Source organism: Treponema sp. OMZ 906, from assembly GCF_024181185.1.
Taxonomy (GTDB): domain Bacteria; phylum Spirochaetota; class Spirochaetia; order Treponematales; family Treponemataceae; genus Treponema.
This window is the reverse complement of record NZ_CP051196.1, coordinates 2,049,074-2,064,143: the sequence shown is the minus strand read 5'-3', so window position 1 is coordinate 2,064,143 and position 15,070 is coordinate 2,049,074. Positions and strand designations below refer to the sequence as shown.

The following is a 15,070-nucleotide window of genomic DNA, read 5'->3' as shown; positions in this document are numbered from 1 at the left end:
AAACCTTTATATTTTGAAGGAAAAACTCGCAAAAGATATGTACTCATTAAATATCTTACAAGAAATTGAGGCTCACTATAGAATATGAAGGTCGTTTTCGGCCAAAGAAGCTGATACAATCTCTAACGTTACAGATCGCGGCTGCGATGGAAAAGCCTTTCTATTTAATCAGCGAATAAACTATCAATTTGATTACTATATAACGACGTGATCTTATAGCGCATTACATCCTGCTTTGCCGAGAGTTCTACGCCTGCTTCAAAAGGTTTGGCAAGGAGTGCAAAACGGTTGATTCGTTCAAACAGTTTAAAGCCGTTTTCATGGTTTATCAGCGAAGCGATCTGTCGCTCAAAAAGTTTCTTGATTTCCGGTTTTGCCAGCAGGTCTTCAAATGAGTCTGCCAATATCCCTTGCTCTGCCGCATAGCTTTTAACCTCGGTTTCGTCTGCGACAATGAGTGCGCCTAAAAAGCGCTGATCCTGCCCGAGAACTACGGCTTGCGCGATGAATGGTGATTCCTGCAGCTTCATTTCAATCGGTACCGGCTCGGTATTTTCTCCGCCGCGTAGTACGATCGTATCTTTTTTTCTGCCACGTAGGATAAGTTCGCCGTCAAGCGTTTTTAATCCGAGGTCGCCGCTGTCGAACCAACCGTCCTTGTCGATGACCGCATCGGTTAAATCCTGCCGCTTGTAATACCCCTTCATAACGCTGGTGCCGCGGATCATTACGGTACCGAGTTGACCTACCGGCAGCTCGGTACCGTTGTCATCGACAATCTTTACCGTCGTACATGACAGCGGCTTCCCGATAGTACCGAATACGGGGCGCCCGAGTGGGCGAACCGACACAACCGGTGCCGTTTCGGTTAAACCGTAGCCTTCGGTAACGCTTACACCGATAGCCCAGAAGAACGCATCGATATTCGGCGGTAGTGCCCCTCCGCCTGAAACCCCTTGCCGGAAGCCGGTGCCGAGTTTGGTACGGATCTTTTTAAACACGAGCACGTTACCCAGCGCGTAGAGCGGCAGGGAGAAAAGATACGGTATAAAGGAAATAATAGGACGGGTGATCTTCGTATAAGAGACAAAATGAGGATTAAGCCCTTTAACATTCCGTGCATGGTGTGCATGGAACAAGCCTACCGCGACAAAGAAGTTGAACAGTTTTTGCTTAATACCGCCTGCCTGCTTCATTGCCTTAAAAACACCGGTATAGACGGACTCCCAGATACGCGGCACCGATGGGAACAGCGCTGGATTGGTTTTTGCGATATCTGCAAGCAAGATGCTTCCCACCGGTTTGGAGTACACCATCCCCGCGGCGGAAGCTAAGATAACGTATTCGCAGAGTCGCTCAAAGCTATGCCATACCGGCAGTACCACAATGGCCTTTTCGCCGGGATAGAGGATAACCCTCGTTTTAAGGTCATCCAGCTGCACAATAAAGTTTTTATGCGTCAGCATAACGCCCTTAGGTTCGCCTGTCGTACCGGAGGTAAAAATGATCGTAGCAACTTCCGTATCGCTGCCTTTTTCCAGCTCCCGTTCAACCGCTTCGGGGTGTTCTTTCCGATATGCCATACCCCGTTCGATAATCTCATCGTAACTGTACATTGCAAAGCGGGAAGTGTTGCCCTTTGTTTTGAGCTCTTCATCGTGAATATCGAAAGGATCAAACACAATGAGCGTTTTGAGCAGCGGGAACTGTTGCTGATTTTTTAAGATTTTTATAAATTGATCCCGATTTTCTATGACAGCAGCTGTACATTCAGCGAAAGATAAAATGCGTACTAAATCCTGTTCGGTTGCATCACAGCCGCGCGGAACATCGGCTGCTCCGATCGTCATAATCCCCATGCTGGCATGGTACCACTCTTTCCTGTTATCTGCGATAAGGCCGACTCTGTCTCCCCGCGTGATGCCGAGGGATAACAGTCCGCCTGCAAAACTCAATACCCGATCAAAAACATCAGTGTAGGAGAGCGGATTAAAATCGCCTTGCTCATTCTTGGAATATTGAGCGGCAATATTCGGATATTTTTTTGTAATTTGTTGCAACAATTGCGGCATTGTGATGTCGTTCATGCCAAAACGCTAGCATAAAAGAAAAAATCAGTCAAGTAAAAGGCAACCTCATCAGATGGTTTCCGGATATTCCCGCAGAATAATTGATGCCGTTCAACCAGAACTGCCAAGGATGGCAGTGGTTCCATACAGCAGCGATGTTTTGTGCGTGCACAAAACTCGCCTTCAACTGATGTACACGGATGTACAGCAGTTGAAGATGGTTCAAATGGTCTCACAGCCTCTTTATTTTGCGATTTTGTTCTATTTGTCTGATGAGGTTACCTTTCTGGTAAAATAAAATGTGTGAAATTTTTGACAAAATTTCACACAGAAGGAGGGCAACTTCATCAGACGGTTTCCGGATATTCCCGCAAAATAAAGAGGATGTTCAAGACGTATGATTGACGGCAAAGAGGTTTCCTCTTACAATAAATAACAGGAGCTAACGATGGATGATTGTATTTTTTGTAAGATTATTAAAGGTGAAATTCCGTGCATGAAAATCTATGAAGATGAATATACGATTGTCTTTATGGATATTGCAAAAGATGTTGACGGTCACATGCTGGTCGTCCCCAAAAAACATGTTACAAATATCTTGGATGCGGATGAAGCAACGCTCCATCATATAATGGATACGGTAAAAAAGGTCGCCAACCATTGCGTGACTGACTGCGGATACGAGGGTGTCAATATGCTCAATGCAAATAATCAATGTGCAGGGCAGACGGTCTTTCACCTGCATATACATTTGATTCCGCGAAAATCAGGTGATGCCGTGCCGAGCTTCCCGAAATTCGGTGGAGCAGTACACCCGCTCGAAGAAACCTACAAAAAGCTCAAAATCTAAGAGTATCAGGGCAACCGCATTAAAAATATTTTTAGCGGTTGCCTTCCTTCTGTTCGAAATTTTACTTAAAATTTCGAACGGTTTGTTTTAGAAGAAGGACAAACTGCATCAGACAATATAGATCAAAATCGTAAAATAAAGAGGTTAGGTAGAACAAATGCTTTTTGAAAATAGACGGTACAGATACAAGGCGCGAGTACAAATTAACCGCAGACGTATCTTTGATACGTTGAGGATTAATTTGTGCGCAGCAACGAAGTAGATGCACCGTATATTTTCAAAAAAATTGCAGTATTGACAAAACTCATATTATATGAATAATGCTTCAAGCATGAGTGCCGATGTGGTTAGTCTTTGTGCTTATGCAAAGATTAACATTCATCTAAAGGTTCTGGCAAAAAGAAAAGACGGCTTCCATAACCTCGAAAGTATTTTTCAGCGTATTTCAATAGCGGATTATCTTTCTCTAGAAAAGTCGAGCGATTCACGTAGTTGTACGGTTGAATCCCCTTTGATGCCTTTACCGGTGGGCAACACTTTAACCGAAGCGTGGAAAGCATTTTGTAATGTGTCGGATGTTGATACCGGTGTTCGGGTGCGGCTGATAAAAAATCTCCCTGCAGGGAGCGGTTTGGGGGCAGGTTCTTCCGATGCGGCCGCTTTGTTGAAAGCGGCAAATGAGCTTTTTGCGATGCCGTTGAGCGATTCCGAGCTTACAACACTTGCCTTACAGGTTGGAAGCGATGTGCCGTTCTTTCTAAAAAGTTCGGCAGGAATTGTTACAGGACGGGGTGAAGTCTTTGAACCGATACGGGCTCGTACTGATTGTTTCGGCATATTGATTTGGCCGGATGTACAGAGCTCAACGAAAGAAGCGTATGAACTGCTGGACAACCAAAAAGAAGCGTTATCCCACGAGTGTGAGGCGTGGGGATATGAAAAGCTTGCTGCACAGTATATGGCTCCGTTTAAAACATGGCGTTTTGTAAATGATTTTCAGCCGGTGCTTGAGCAGCGCTACCCCGTTATCGGTCGTGTGCGTAAAGAGCTTTACGAACAAGGTGCAGCATTTGCACAGATGAGCGGGTCGGGTTCGGCTGTTTTCGGATTGTTTAGCTCTGAGAGCCTTATGGCTTCCGCTTTCCAAGTCTTGGCAAAAAGATGGAGCTGGTGTAAACCGTTCCTTTTACTTGCCTAAGAATACTTTGCGGTGTATAATAAGTCTACCGTAAGGAGGGGCATAGTATGACAATCACTGATGTCCAAATTCGGAAGACTGTAGCTGAAGGCAAATTAAAGGCTTATGCAACCGTTACCTTTGATGACTGCTTCGTATTGCACAATGTGAAGCTGATTGAAGGAGAAAAGGGTGTTTTTGTTGCGATGCCAAGCCGCAGAACGAAGACCGGGGCGTATAAAGATATTGCGCATCCGATAACGCCTGAATTCCGATCGGTACTGCAAGAAAAGATACTTTCCGCATACGAGACTTCTGCTGAAAGTTGAAATCGGCGTTATGCAGATCGGTTTGTAAAAGATTTGGAAATTGCTGTACGTAAACGTACAGTTTTTTATAATGGGACGTCGGCAAGTGGTAAGCCAACGGCTTTTGGTGCCGTCATTCCGTAGGTTCGAATCCTACCGTCCCAGTCTGAAGGAAAGACGGATTATTTTGTTGCAAAATAATCCGTGTTGACTTTATATGAATGTAAATAGAAAAAAAGGGGCTTTTCGTACGGAAGGAGCCTCTTGTTTGCTTTATATGCAAAGGAGTTCCTGATTATGGAAGAGAGAGTTTTGACAGCCTGTCGTCGGACAGGTTTTGGAAAAGCTGCTGCTGCAAAATGCCGTAGAGCCAATCGTTTACCCGCTGTTATTTATGATAATGCCGGTCGTTCAACAGCTATTGAAGTTCCCTATCGCGATTTTGAAAAATTATTCAAAACAGTTACTGAGAGTACCCTTATTACCGTCAAGGTTGACGAGAAAGACGAGTTTGAAGTTTTTATCAAAGATTATCAATATGATATCGTAAGCGATAAAGTTTTCCATGCTGATTTCTATGCCGTTGAACGCGGCCAACTGTTGCGGACTAAAATTCAGATCCGGCTTTCAGGATCTCCTGAAGCATGCCGTCAAGGCGCTGTTTTGGAAACCGGTATTGCGGAACTTGAAGTTGAATGCTTGCCGCGCGACTTGCCTGAACGAATTGTTGTCGATGTTGAAAAACTCGGCGCTAACGAAGCAATTCACGTTCGTGATATTAAAGTTCCCGAAGGCGTTAAAATTTTAACGGATGCCGATTTGGCGGTTGCAATGGTTAAATTTGCCAAAGAAGAAGCTCCCGCACCCACAGAAGAAGCTGCTTCTGCAGAGGGTGCCGCACCCGCGGATGCTGCGACCCCGGACGCAAAAGCCTAATTTTCTCATTACAGTGCAGGTCTTACACCTGCACTTTTTTTCTGTTCTTGTCTTTTCCTCAAAAACATTTTATTTTCTCATTGTATGTATTCTCATCCGCTTATCAATGCCGTCTTTGATAATCTTAAATCATTTTTGACACATAACCCGAATAGTTTCCTTCTTACGTGTTCAGGCGGTGCGGATTCTACGGCATTGCTATTAGCTTTTCATCAATTACAGACGCGGCTCCACTGCCGATTAACCGCCGTTACGGTTAATCATAATATCCGCAGTGCGGAAGAAAGCGCTGCCGATTCAGCCTTTGTCGCCGAATTGTGCAGCCGTTTAGAGCCGCCGGTACCCTGTGTTATTGCGGAAATCCCCGCCGGAGAAGTGGCGCGTTATGCAAAAGAACGCAATCGTGGAATGGAGGATGCCGCACGTACGCTTCGGTACCGGCTTTTTGAAGAAACCGCCGCTTCCGTTGGTGCCGACTATATCGTAACGGCGCATAACCGCAGCGATGTATATGAAACAGCACTGATGCGGCTCTTCCAAGGCGGCAACACGGCGAGTTTACCCGTAATGCCGATACGGCGCGGACGGTATTTACGCCCGCTTATTACAGTAGAACGGAGCGATATAGAAGCCTTTTTACGGCAGCAGGGTATCGTATGGCGTGAGGATGCCACCAATGCGGAAGATACGTATCTGCGTAATCGAATCCGGCATTACTTGGTACCGGCATTAGCTGCAACCTTCGGCGGATGGCGCACCGGATTGGATAAAACTTTGCAACGGATTGCCTTGGATCGTTCATTTTGCGAGGAATCGCTGGCCACTGCGCGCGAAACCTTTACCGGTATGGCCGACAATGCAAGCAGCGTGGCCGACGCGGCAAATTGGGCGCAATGCAAGCACGGTGCGCTTGTAATCGCGGCGGATTTCTTCGATTCGCTTCATCCTGCGCTGCGGCTCAGGGTACTTGAACAAGGGTGTCGCCGGCTCGGTATCGGGACACGGGTTCCGCTTGGCATACTCCTTCGGCTTTCATCCGAATGTGTGGCTTCTCATATGGAAAAGCAACCGGATACTCGATCAAAGATTACTGCTGCCGGCGCTCTCCGCTTGGAACGCCGCGGTGATCGTATCCTGCTTTTTGACAGCACGGCCTATCTTACGCTGTATAATCAAAAGTCATACTTTCTTACTATTCTGCAATGCGGCGAGTATGCGTATCCTTTGGGGCAGTTGGTAGTTTATCATACGGCCGACGGTATTTTTGTACGAGATAGCGAGGATAAAAGCAACGGAGTAGGTCCTTTTACACTTCCCATTTCCGTTAGGTCCAGGCGCGGCAGCGATCGGATTCAAATGAAATCGGGGAATTTAAAAGAAGTAAAAAAAATTTTAAATGAGTGGCAGGTTGATTCACTTGCTCGCGAACTTTTGCCGATTATCATAGAGGACACTTGTATTCGGAGGCGTACTCGTATACGCGCCTTGTATGGCAGCTTCCTTGGATATAAAGACTGGTTTGTGGAGGAACAATAGAATGCTCAAGACTATAAAGCGGATCCTTTTAATAGAAACGCTGCTGGTATTTTTACTACCTGCAACGGCAGTGTATTCGCAAACGGTAAACCGTGAATTACAGCAAATGAATACCTCGTATGCGCTGCAATATTTGCAAAAGGCCGCCGCGCTCTATACCGATGCAAACTATGCGGAAGCTCTTGAATATGTCGAAAAAGGCATGACGTTTGACGATTCTTTTGCAGACTTCTTTTATTTAAAGGCTCAATGCCTTATCCGGTTGAATGCCACGCGCGCACAATGCCTCGATGCTGCGGAAACGGCTCTGACGCAGGGATTAAAGCTGCGTATCTATAATCGGAACCAGCTCGTTTTACTCCTTGCCCGCCTTTATACTGAAACCGAACGCTATAACGAAGCACTTCAAGTATTGGATTCACTTGCCTTCGATTCCGCCGACCGTGACTTTTACCGCGCTTCTGCGCTCTATGGGTTAGGGCGTGACGGGCAGGCGCGGGAGGTAATCGAAACTGCGTTAAACCGTTGGAGTTTTGACGTTCGGTTCCCTCGGCTATTCTTTTTACAGGAGCGGGATAAAGCGATGACCCGCGCGGGGAAAAAACTTGCCGACTCTCTTTTGCAGCAACTCTATGTCTGGATTGAACAGGAGCCGTCGCTGGCAGTGTATGCAGCTCCCTTTGACCCTAACCCGCAGGAAAACAGCCGCCGTTTAAAAGTGTACCGTAATATGCATGCGGCAGACAGCGAAAAGCTTGATGCACGGACGCAGCTTGCCGCGGTGCTCGCGGAGCTCCGGTACGGCGTTATCGATGAAAAGGTCGCCGTCAAAGAATTTTTTGGTACCACTGTTGCCGACCACCTACCTCAAACGACAAATATTAAAGCACCCGTGTCCGCCTTGTATTCCGATCAGCTTATCGAGTTATGTCGGCTGACCGGCACGGATGCTATGCGAAAAGAGATTGGCAATCGTCTTAAAATCTTTAGCGGCGTACTTTTAGAGGACGATAACGGTGACGGCATCTCTAATGCGGCTGTTTTCTTTGAACAGGGACGCCCCGTATCGGCCTTTTTCGATCTGAATCAGGATGAGGTGTATGAATATCAGATACAGTGCAATTTCGGCGCCCCCGATCTTATTGTTACGGCGAAGAACGGTTATGCCGTCCAATATGACAGCTATCCGGCAGTACATTCTATTGTACAAAAGGCGGAAAAGCGGGAGTATATCATGCGTCCGCTTGCACTTCGATGGGAGCCGGTTGCTCAGACCGAACTTGATTTAAGACTGCGCGATACCGATGCGGAAGCCCCGGCTTTCTTTACGCTGCGGTTACGCAACAATGCCCGCCTGCTGCAAGAGCATGATTTTATCTTTTCGGTGTTATACAGTGAAGAACCTTCACCGTTTGATACAAATGCGGTTATGCGGATGCACTTTGAAGATGGCCGGATTATTTCGGCTGAAATAAAGACGGGGACGCAAACGCTTGCGCTTGCTCGGTACCGGAACGGCGTACTTGCACAAAAAGAGTATGACTATGACGGCGACGGATTTTTTGAAGTGCTGGAGCAATATGGCAAACAGGGAAAGCTCGATAAGATTTCGGTTGATATCAATAAAAATAAGTTGTTTGAATATTACGAACTCTACAAGACGGATGGGACGGTTATAAAAAATTGGGATGAAAATGAAGACGGAACGCCGGAAATTCAGTATACGCAGTTTCCGTCGGGAAATGCTCAGACGGTGTGGAAACATCGGTATTCGGGGCTGCCGGTGTCGGTATACTATAAAAAAGGAATCCCGGAACGCTTGACTATCGGCAAAACGAGTATGCCGCTGATAAAAGATCCTTCATATAATGTATATTGGCTCGAAATGCGCCCCGCTTTTTCCGATAAAGTCGCTGAAAAACTGACAGCGTTGTTCAAGGATACCGATTCCGATGTGGAAGCGCGGACGATATTAATCGGAAGTTATGAGCTCTATGCCGTCCGTTCCGAAGGCGCTGTGTTTGTTCAAATGTTGCGCATTCCCGATCGGGCAGCTCCTGTGAAAGTTGAGGGACAAAAGTGAGATTGGGTCGGTTTTTGTATAACATATCCGCACTGATTGTACTTTTGGTTACTTTCGGCGCCTGTACCTCTGTTACACCCTCTTTTTCTCAAAGTGTCAATTACGCGGACGGTCGCAGCGTAACACGGGAGATTGAAGCTGTTCGCGGCCTTATCGCAGAAAAACCGCTCGATGCCCTATTGCGGGCAAAGCGTTTAACGCTGTATACCGAACGTACCGATGAAATAAACACGTTGTATCAAGACTCCAAAAGCGCTGTTGAAGAATTGTTTTTTAAGGCTGTCGAAAACGGTACATGGGATGAAGCGCTCAAAATATTCCGATCGCTCACCGCATTAGGACATACGCCTGCACAGTGGAGTGAGGAAAAACTTGTGTCGGCGCAGCGGAATAAATGGAAAGAAAAGAAATTTGATGCGCTGATTCAGGATACTGCCCGATTATCCGGCGGAGTACATGATGCGCCGTCATTGGAAACGGTTCGAAAAATGATGAAAGGAACCGTGACGGTGTGGGTTGACCGCGGTATGACGATTGAAAAAGGGTTAGGGAGAGCCGACCGGATGATCGGTTCGGGGTTTTTTATCGACGCTAACGGCTATCTCATTACAAACTATCATGTTATTCAAAGCGAAGTTGATCCCGAATACGAAGGATTTTCCCGTGTGTACATCAAGCGTGCGGAAAATCCTACGGTGCGGATACCGGCAAAGGTAGTCGGCTGGGATACGACATTCGACCTCGCGCTTCTTAAAACGGAGATTAATCCCGAAGTGTATTTTCAGCTCGGCTCTTCGGAAGACTTAAACATTGGTAGTAGAATCTATGCGATCGGCTCGCCCGCCGGATTGGAACAGACGCTTACTTCCGGTATCGTGTCGGCGCAAAACCGGCGGCTTCTGTCTTTAGGCAGCGTATTGCAGATCGATGCGCCCGTTAATCATGGTAGCTCAGGCGGGCCGATTATCGACGAGGCGGGTAGGGTACAGGCGATTGTGTTTGCCGGTCTGGAGCGCAACGAAGGTTTAAACTTTGCAATACCGGTGGAACTGCTGCGCCTTATCCTGCCTCAGCTCTATGCAGGCGGCGAAACCGTTCATGCATGGATGTCCTGCTATGGGGTTTCCGTAAAGGAGTCGCCGCAGCAGGCGGCAGGAACGGAACTGGTCTATGCAGTGCCGGGATCGTCTGCGTCTGTTATTCCCGCCGGTGCCGTTATTACTCATCTGAATGGTCGGGCGGTTCCCAGTTTGGAAGCACTGCAGGCCGAACTGATGCGGTTGAGCGCCGGTACTATCGTTAAAGTTTCAGGCTATGCCCCCCTGCATACTTCTTCTACGAATGATGCTCGTCCTTCCGGTTCGGGCGCCGATACAACAGGCACTACCGGAAATGCAAATGTCAGCACTGCTCCCGATGCAATCGGCAGCTCGGGTAATAGCGCGGTCGGTACCGCACATATCAGCACCGGCGATACGGCGGGCGCTACGAGTGATGCCGCCGACAATATGGGCGGGGCGGAACGGAAGGAGCACCGTTGGGAAAAAACGCGGCAGGATTGGTATGTACAGCTGGAAGCCCGCCCCGGACAGCCAGCCGAGCTGGTGTATCGTAAGGATAGTCGCGCGCGGGCTATGCTGCCGGCGTATGGAATGTATCTTGAAAGCGCCGGTGGAAAAAAATCTTTTCGGATAACGGAAGTTATTCCCGGTAGCTACGCCGATGAAACAGGTTTTTCCGCCGGAGACTACCTTGAAATCCATAAGATGGAAGTGCAAAAAGCCGAAGAAGCCCTGTTCACCCGGATTTATACCAAACGCCGGAAGTCCGCCTATCTCGATACCTTTATAGACATCTGGGCATACCTAGACAATCCGTCATACTTTTAGGGATTTACGTATTGTTTATAGTCTCCGTAGCCGGCGGCATCCATTTCTTCGTAGGGAACAAACCGCAGTGATGCTCCGTTGATGCAATAGCGCAAGCCTGTTTTATCCTGCGGGCCGTCGTCAAAAACGTGGCCTAAATGTGCGCCGCCGGTTTTTGAGGTAACCTCAACTCTGTTCATACCGTGACTGCCATCGGGCGTAAAATCAACCGCCTGCGAGGTAATCGGTTTGGTAAAGCTCGGCCATCCGCAGCCTGCATCGTATTTATCGCTCGAAGAAAAAAGCGGCTTTCCCGTAACAACATCAACGTAAATTCCCTTTCCTTCAAACTTATCATACTCGCTGGTAAACGGTCGCTCGGTTGCTTTCTCCTGTGTTACACTATATTGCAGCGGTGTCAGCCGTTCTTTAATCTGTTTTGCATCAGGTGCTTGGAATTTTGCTTCATCGTGGAGCGGTACGGAGGCAAGGTTTAAGTTGATATGGCAGTAGCCGTTGGGATTTTTTTCAAGATAATCTTGATGATAGTCTTCTGCCAATACGAAGTTCCGCAGCGGTTCCGTTTCTACTGCAAGCGGGCGTGCATACTTTGCCTGCATCCGTTTTAGAAACGCTTGAATAACCGGTGCATCTTTTTTATCGGTGTAGTAAATGCCGGTACGGTATTGCCTGCCGACGTCATTTCCCTGCTTATTTACGGAAAGCGGGTCGATAATGCGGAAATAGTGCTCCAACAGCTCTTCGAGTGCGATAACGCCGGTATTGTAGGTTATTTTGACGGTTTCGGCATGATCGGTGCCATGTATGCGCTGATAATCGGTTGTATCGGTTGTGCCGTTCGCATATCCGGTATCGGTTTCAACGACGCCTGCAATCCGGCGGAAGTATCCTTCAACACCCCAAAAGCAGCCTCCGGCTAAGTAAATCTCTTTTATGTTTCCTGCCGTTACCATAGATGAACCTCCGTTTCCGATGTTTTTCGTTGGCTGTGTGTTACTTTCGTCTCGTAGTTTGTGCTTTTCTTCGGCTTGTGCTTTCCCGCAGCTGCAGAGGGTCAGGGCAATGCAGAGTGGTACTGCTAAATGAATACGTTTATGAACCATAATTTTTTAGCTCCTTGTTATATTCGATTGGAAATATCCGTTCGGGAGGTCGGTATGACCTACCAAACGGCAGTCTTATAATGAACAAAAAGCTATAATATTGAGTTACAAATTCGTAATTATTCCTGTTTTTTTTCTAAGGATTTTAAAGCGTTGAGCGCTGCTTTGGAATCCTGTTGTGCGACGGCAATCAGTTCGATGATATTCGGGTATTTCGCCAGAAAGTCTCCCCATTTCGTCAGCCGATCTATCTGGAACTGCTCCGATGCTGCGTATTGTGCTTCTTTTGCCGCTGTTTCCGCCAAAAGCATTTCGCGCTGTTGTTCATACGTGTTATAAGCTTGTTCCGCAATCTTATAGGTATGGATATCGGGAATGGTGAGTTTCGTTAAAGTAACAGCTTCGACGGAGAAATCTTGACCGATTGTTTTTACAAGTTCGCCTCTGAGCTTTTCTGAAAGCAGATGATAATCGGTTTTTACTTGCTGATATTCGTAGGGATTGTCGATCAGTTCCGAAATATAGCGATACATAATTGTTTGCAGTATTGCACGTATATGCGAATCGATGTACGATTCAAGCGCTTCCTGCGTTTGGATAGTATTTTTTTCCACAACCGGTACCAGCTGTTCGGCTTTCAGGGTAACGAGAGCATCGATACCAAACGCCCATGAAAAATCATCTTTTGTATTCAATACTTTGGCGTATCGGTCTGCCGACGGGAGCATACCGTCTGCCGCATAATTTACTTGCCGCGGCGTAAGGTCAAATACCAGTATCTGTGCATTTGTGGGAACAATCCGCTCCCATCGCCAGGTAAAATTCCCGGGCATAATCGCTTGGGGATAATATCCCCCCGACTTCGACAGCATGATACCGTATTTCCCTGCAGGAACCGAAAATTGTGTCCACCCGAAAAAGAACACCGATGTCGCGCATGCGAGTACAATTACCGTGATAATACATACCTTCTTCATATTTATCCTCTTCTGCTGGTTAGACTTTAAACTTGCCTACTTCTTTTGTTAGATTTTCAATACTTCGTTTATTCTTCTGTGTTATGTCATTTACTTCTTGAACGGCATTATTGATCTGTACTGCTCCCGCAGCCATTTCGTTCATGCCATCAGTGATGATGCGGGTAAGATCATCGAGCTTCCGCATTTCTTCTGCGACACTTTCCCCTCCTTTCAGCATCTCCTCGGATCCGGCTTGTACCTCCGTAGTCACCATATTGATATTCTTAATAGCAGCCAGTACTTCTTTGCTGCCGTTCTCCTGTTCGCGCATTGCGTGGGTAAGTGTATCGCTCATATCTTTTACTTGCCCGGCTAAATGAAAGATAGCATTGAATTTTTCTTCTACGGTTTTGGAAGAGGCGGAAAGCGTCTCGATTTCACCGCTGAGTGTTTTAAGCGTCGTTGTTATGTTTTTTCCTTGCATGGCGGAATCTTCCGCTAGCTTTCTAATTTCATCCGCGACAACGGCAAAACCCTTCCCCGCCTCTCCCGCATGAGCCGCTTCGATGGCTGCATTCATTGCAAGCAAGTTTGTTTGTGATGCAATATGCTGAATAACACTTGAGGCTTCCATCAGCGAACCGGATTCTTCGGCAATTTTTTGTGTTACGGTATTTGACGTTACGAGTGTTGTTTTACCGTCATCGGTTGCGGTTGCGAGGCTCTTTACCGCTCCGTTTGCCTTTTCGAGCGTACCGGTAATGGACGCGATATTTGCTACCATTTGCTCGATCGAAGATGAAGACTGCGCAACGCTCGTCGCTTGAGTTTGGATATTGCTGTTAAGTTGTTTTATGGCACGGATAATTTCTTCAACGGTTGCTGCCGTTTCGGTAACGCTTGCCGCCTGCGTGAGTGCTTGTTGTTTAACGCCTTCGATATTGGAGCTGATTGTATTTACTGCACTTGCAGTTTGTACCATATCACTTGCAAGCTTATTACCAATAGCTTCCATTTCGGCGTTGCTTATTCCGATGGATTTGATCGAATTGCCGATTTTCTCAATGGTTTGGTTAAAGTATTCGGACATGTCGGTCACTTCATCATTACCCGTAATCGGTAGTCTGACCGTTAAATTTCCTTCACCTTGCGAGATATCTTTTAATGCATAGACTGCTGTCTGAACAGGTTTTACCAATTTAAGAGCGACAAAATAGACGATGATAAGAGCCGTTATAAATATACAAATACCGATAGTCATCATTGTGATACTCATCGAATTGACTGTCCCCATAAATTCATTATAAGGCGCATTAACAACAATCGTCCATCCTGAGATATTGCTTTTTGCGTATGCGGCTATTTTTGAAATTCCTTTATATTCATAATGACCAATAGCAGGTTTTTGTGCTTTTAGAGCAATTTGTTCAAATGTTCCGAGGCTGGCCAAGCTTGTATCGGTTTTCCCCGACTCGGAAGCATTAAACAGCGACTCCACTAAAGAAGCGTCCCTATCGGCAATGGTAGTTCCCGTTAAACCGATAATATAACAAAACCCGCTTTTGCCGACGGCAATATCTTCGATATTTTGTGTAAGGAGCAATCCGCTGACATCTGCCGAAAGAACGCTGTGTACATGATGGGTTTCGTCGAATATGGGAACTGCAAGCGTGATGACAAGTGTTCCCTTGGCTCGTTCTCTATACGGTTCTGAAATAAAGGGGGTTCCCGAAAGGGCTGTTTGGAACCATACCCTGTCGCCTACTTGAACGGTATTTCCCGCATAATAGAATGTACCATTGGGATCGGTTATATCTAATTCAATAATTTTACTGTTTGCTGCAGCCTCTTCTTGTAAGAGTACAACTCGTTCTTGATACGAATATGCGGGGTCGGTTAAAAAAGGCATACGGGCAATGCCGTTAAGGAATTGATAGAGTGCGGTTATTCTTCCGTCGATAATATTCGCAATGTCTACCGCTTTGTCTGTTAAATGTGTTTCGACTCTCTCGGTTACGGCTTTGCGTGCGATGTGAATAGCAAGGACTGCCTCTGTAATGCCGGCAACTACTACCAAAAGACCGAAAATAAGGATGAGCTTATAGCGGATTGGAAACCGTTTCGGTGCTGTTTTTTCCATAAGGGTAGGGCTCCTTTCCA

The 15,070-nt window shown here is 46.7% G+C and carries 11 protein-coding genes and 1 tRNA gene; 8 read left to right on the top strand and 4 right to left on the bottom strand.

The annotated features are described in order from the left end of the window. Positions 1-164: 164 nt before the first annotated feature. Positions 165-2,087, bottom strand: a complete 1,923-nt coding sequence (locus E4N69_RS09290; RefSeq protein WP_253823638.1) for an AMP-dependent synthetase/ligase — start codon at positions 2,085-2,087, stop codon at positions 165-167. A 430-nt stretch (positions 2,088-2,517) separates the two neighbouring features. On the opposite strand from E4N69_RS09290, the gene E4N69_RS09285 reads away from it, so the two are divergent. The 8 genes from E4N69_RS09285 to E4N69_RS09250 all read left to right on the top strand — a co-directional run bounded on the left by E4N69_RS09285 (position 2,518) and on the right by E4N69_RS09250 (position 10,848). Beyond that, positions 2,518-2,919: an HIT family protein gene (locus E4N69_RS09285; RefSeq protein WP_253823637.1), complete on the top strand. Its 402-nt coding sequence runs from the start codon at positions 2,518-2,520 to the stop codon at positions 2,917-2,919. 313 nt (positions 2,920-3,232) lie between these two features. Beyond that, positions 3,233-4,117 (top strand): 4-(cytidine 5'-diphospho)-2-C-methyl-D-erythritol kinase, encoded by an 885-nt coding sequence (gene ispE / locus E4N69_RS09280; protein WP_253823636.1) that lies wholly within the window; start codon positions 3,233-3,235, stop codon positions 4,115-4,117. A 47-nt stretch (positions 4,118-4,164) separates the two neighbouring features. Beyond that, a complete protein-coding gene (gene spoVG, locus E4N69_RS09275) occupies positions 4,165-4,425 on the top strand; it encodes a septation regulator SpoVG (RefSeq protein WP_162664035.1) in 261 nt (86 codons plus the stop codon). A 71-nt stretch (positions 4,426-4,496) separates the two neighbouring features. After that, positions 4,497-4,569 (top strand) — tRNA-Gln (locus E4N69_RS09270). Positions 4,570-4,701: 132 nt separating this feature from the next. Further along, positions 4,702-5,340 carry a 50S ribosomal protein L25 gene (locus tag E4N69_RS09265; protein ID WP_162664034.1) on the top strand — a complete coding sequence of 213 codons (639 nt, stop codon included), beginning with the start codon at positions 4,702-4,704 and terminating at the stop codon, positions 5,338-5,340. Positions 5,341-5,424: 84 nt separating this feature from the next. Continuing rightward, positions 5,425-6,876 (top strand): tRNA lysidine(34) synthetase TilS, encoded by a 1,452-nt coding sequence (tilS, locus tag E4N69_RS09260; protein ID WP_253823635.1) that lies wholly within the window; start codon positions 5,425-5,427, stop codon positions 6,874-6,876. A 1-nt stretch (position 6,877) separates the two neighbouring features. After that, entirely contained in the window at positions 6,878-8,959 is a 2,082-nt protein-coding gene (locus tag E4N69_RS09255; protein WP_253823634.1) for a tetratricopeptide repeat protein, read from the top strand. After that, on the top strand, positions 8,956-10,848 hold the full coding sequence (locus E4N69_RS09250; protein ID WP_253823633.1) for a S1C family serine protease: 1,893 nt from the start codon (positions 8,956-8,958) through the stop codon (positions 10,846-10,848). The genes E4N69_RS09255 and E4N69_RS09250 overlap by 4 nt, the downstream gene beginning before the upstream one ends. Here E4N69_RS09250 and msrB read toward each other — a convergent pair. From msrB to E4N69_RS09235, 3 genes are all read right to left on the bottom strand, one after another. Further along, positions 10,845-11,951: a peptide-methionine (R)-S-oxide reductase MsrB gene (gene msrB / locus E4N69_RS09245; RefSeq protein WP_253714171.1), complete on the bottom strand. Its 1,107-nt coding sequence runs from the start codon at positions 11,949-11,951 to the stop codon at positions 10,845-10,847. The genes E4N69_RS09250 and msrB overlap by 4 nt on opposite strands. Before the next feature lie 119 nt (positions 11,952-12,070). Then, complete coding sequence (locus E4N69_RS09240) at positions 12,071-12,928, bottom strand: SPFH domain-containing protein (RefSeq protein WP_162664029.1); 858 nt, start codon at positions 12,926-12,928, stop codon at positions 12,071-12,073. A 19-nt stretch (positions 12,929-12,947) separates the two neighbouring features. Next, a complete protein-coding gene (locus E4N69_RS09235) occupies positions 12,948-15,050 on the bottom strand; it encodes a methyl-accepting chemotaxis protein (RefSeq protein ID WP_162664028.1) in 2,103 nt (700 codons plus the stop codon). Positions 15,051-15,070 lie beyond the last annotated feature (20 nt).

Coding starts and splice junctions, on each gene's coding strand:
- E4N69_RS09290 (WP_253823638.1), bottom strand. CDS start 2,087: ATGAACGACATCACAATGCCGCAATTGTTGCAACAAATTACAAAAAAA.
- E4N69_RS09285 (WP_253823637.1), top strand. CDS start 2,518: ATGGATGATTGTATTTTTTGTAAGATTATTAAAGGTGAAATTCCGTGC.
- ispE (WP_253823636.1), top strand. CDS start 3,233: ATGAATAATGCTTCAAGCATGAGTGCCGATGTGGTTAGTCTTTGTGCT.
- spoVG (WP_162664035.1), top strand. CDS start 4,165: ATGACAATCACTGATGTCCAAATTCGGAAGACTGTAGCTGAAGGCAAA.
- E4N69_RS09265 (WP_162664034.1), top strand. CDS start 4,702: ATGGAAGAGAGAGTTTTGACAGCCTGTCGTCGGACAGGTTTTGGAAAA.
- tilS (WP_253823635.1), top strand. CDS start 5,425: ATGTATTCTCATCCGCTTATCAATGCCGTCTTTGATAATCTTAAATCA.
- E4N69_RS09255 (WP_253823634.1), top strand. CDS start 6,878: ATGCTCAAGACTATAAAGCGGATCCTTTTAATAGAAACGCTGCTGGTA.
- msrB (WP_253714171.1), bottom strand. CDS start 11,951: ATGGTTCATAAACGTATTCATTTAGCAGTACCACTCTGCATTGCCCTG.
- E4N69_RS09240 (WP_162664029.1), bottom strand. CDS start 12,928: ATGAAGAAGGTATGTATTATCACGGTAATTGTACTCGCATGCGCGACA.
- E4N69_RS09235 (WP_162664028.1), bottom strand. CDS start 15,050: ATGGAAAAAACAGCACCGAAACGGTTTCCAATCCGCTATAAGCTCATC.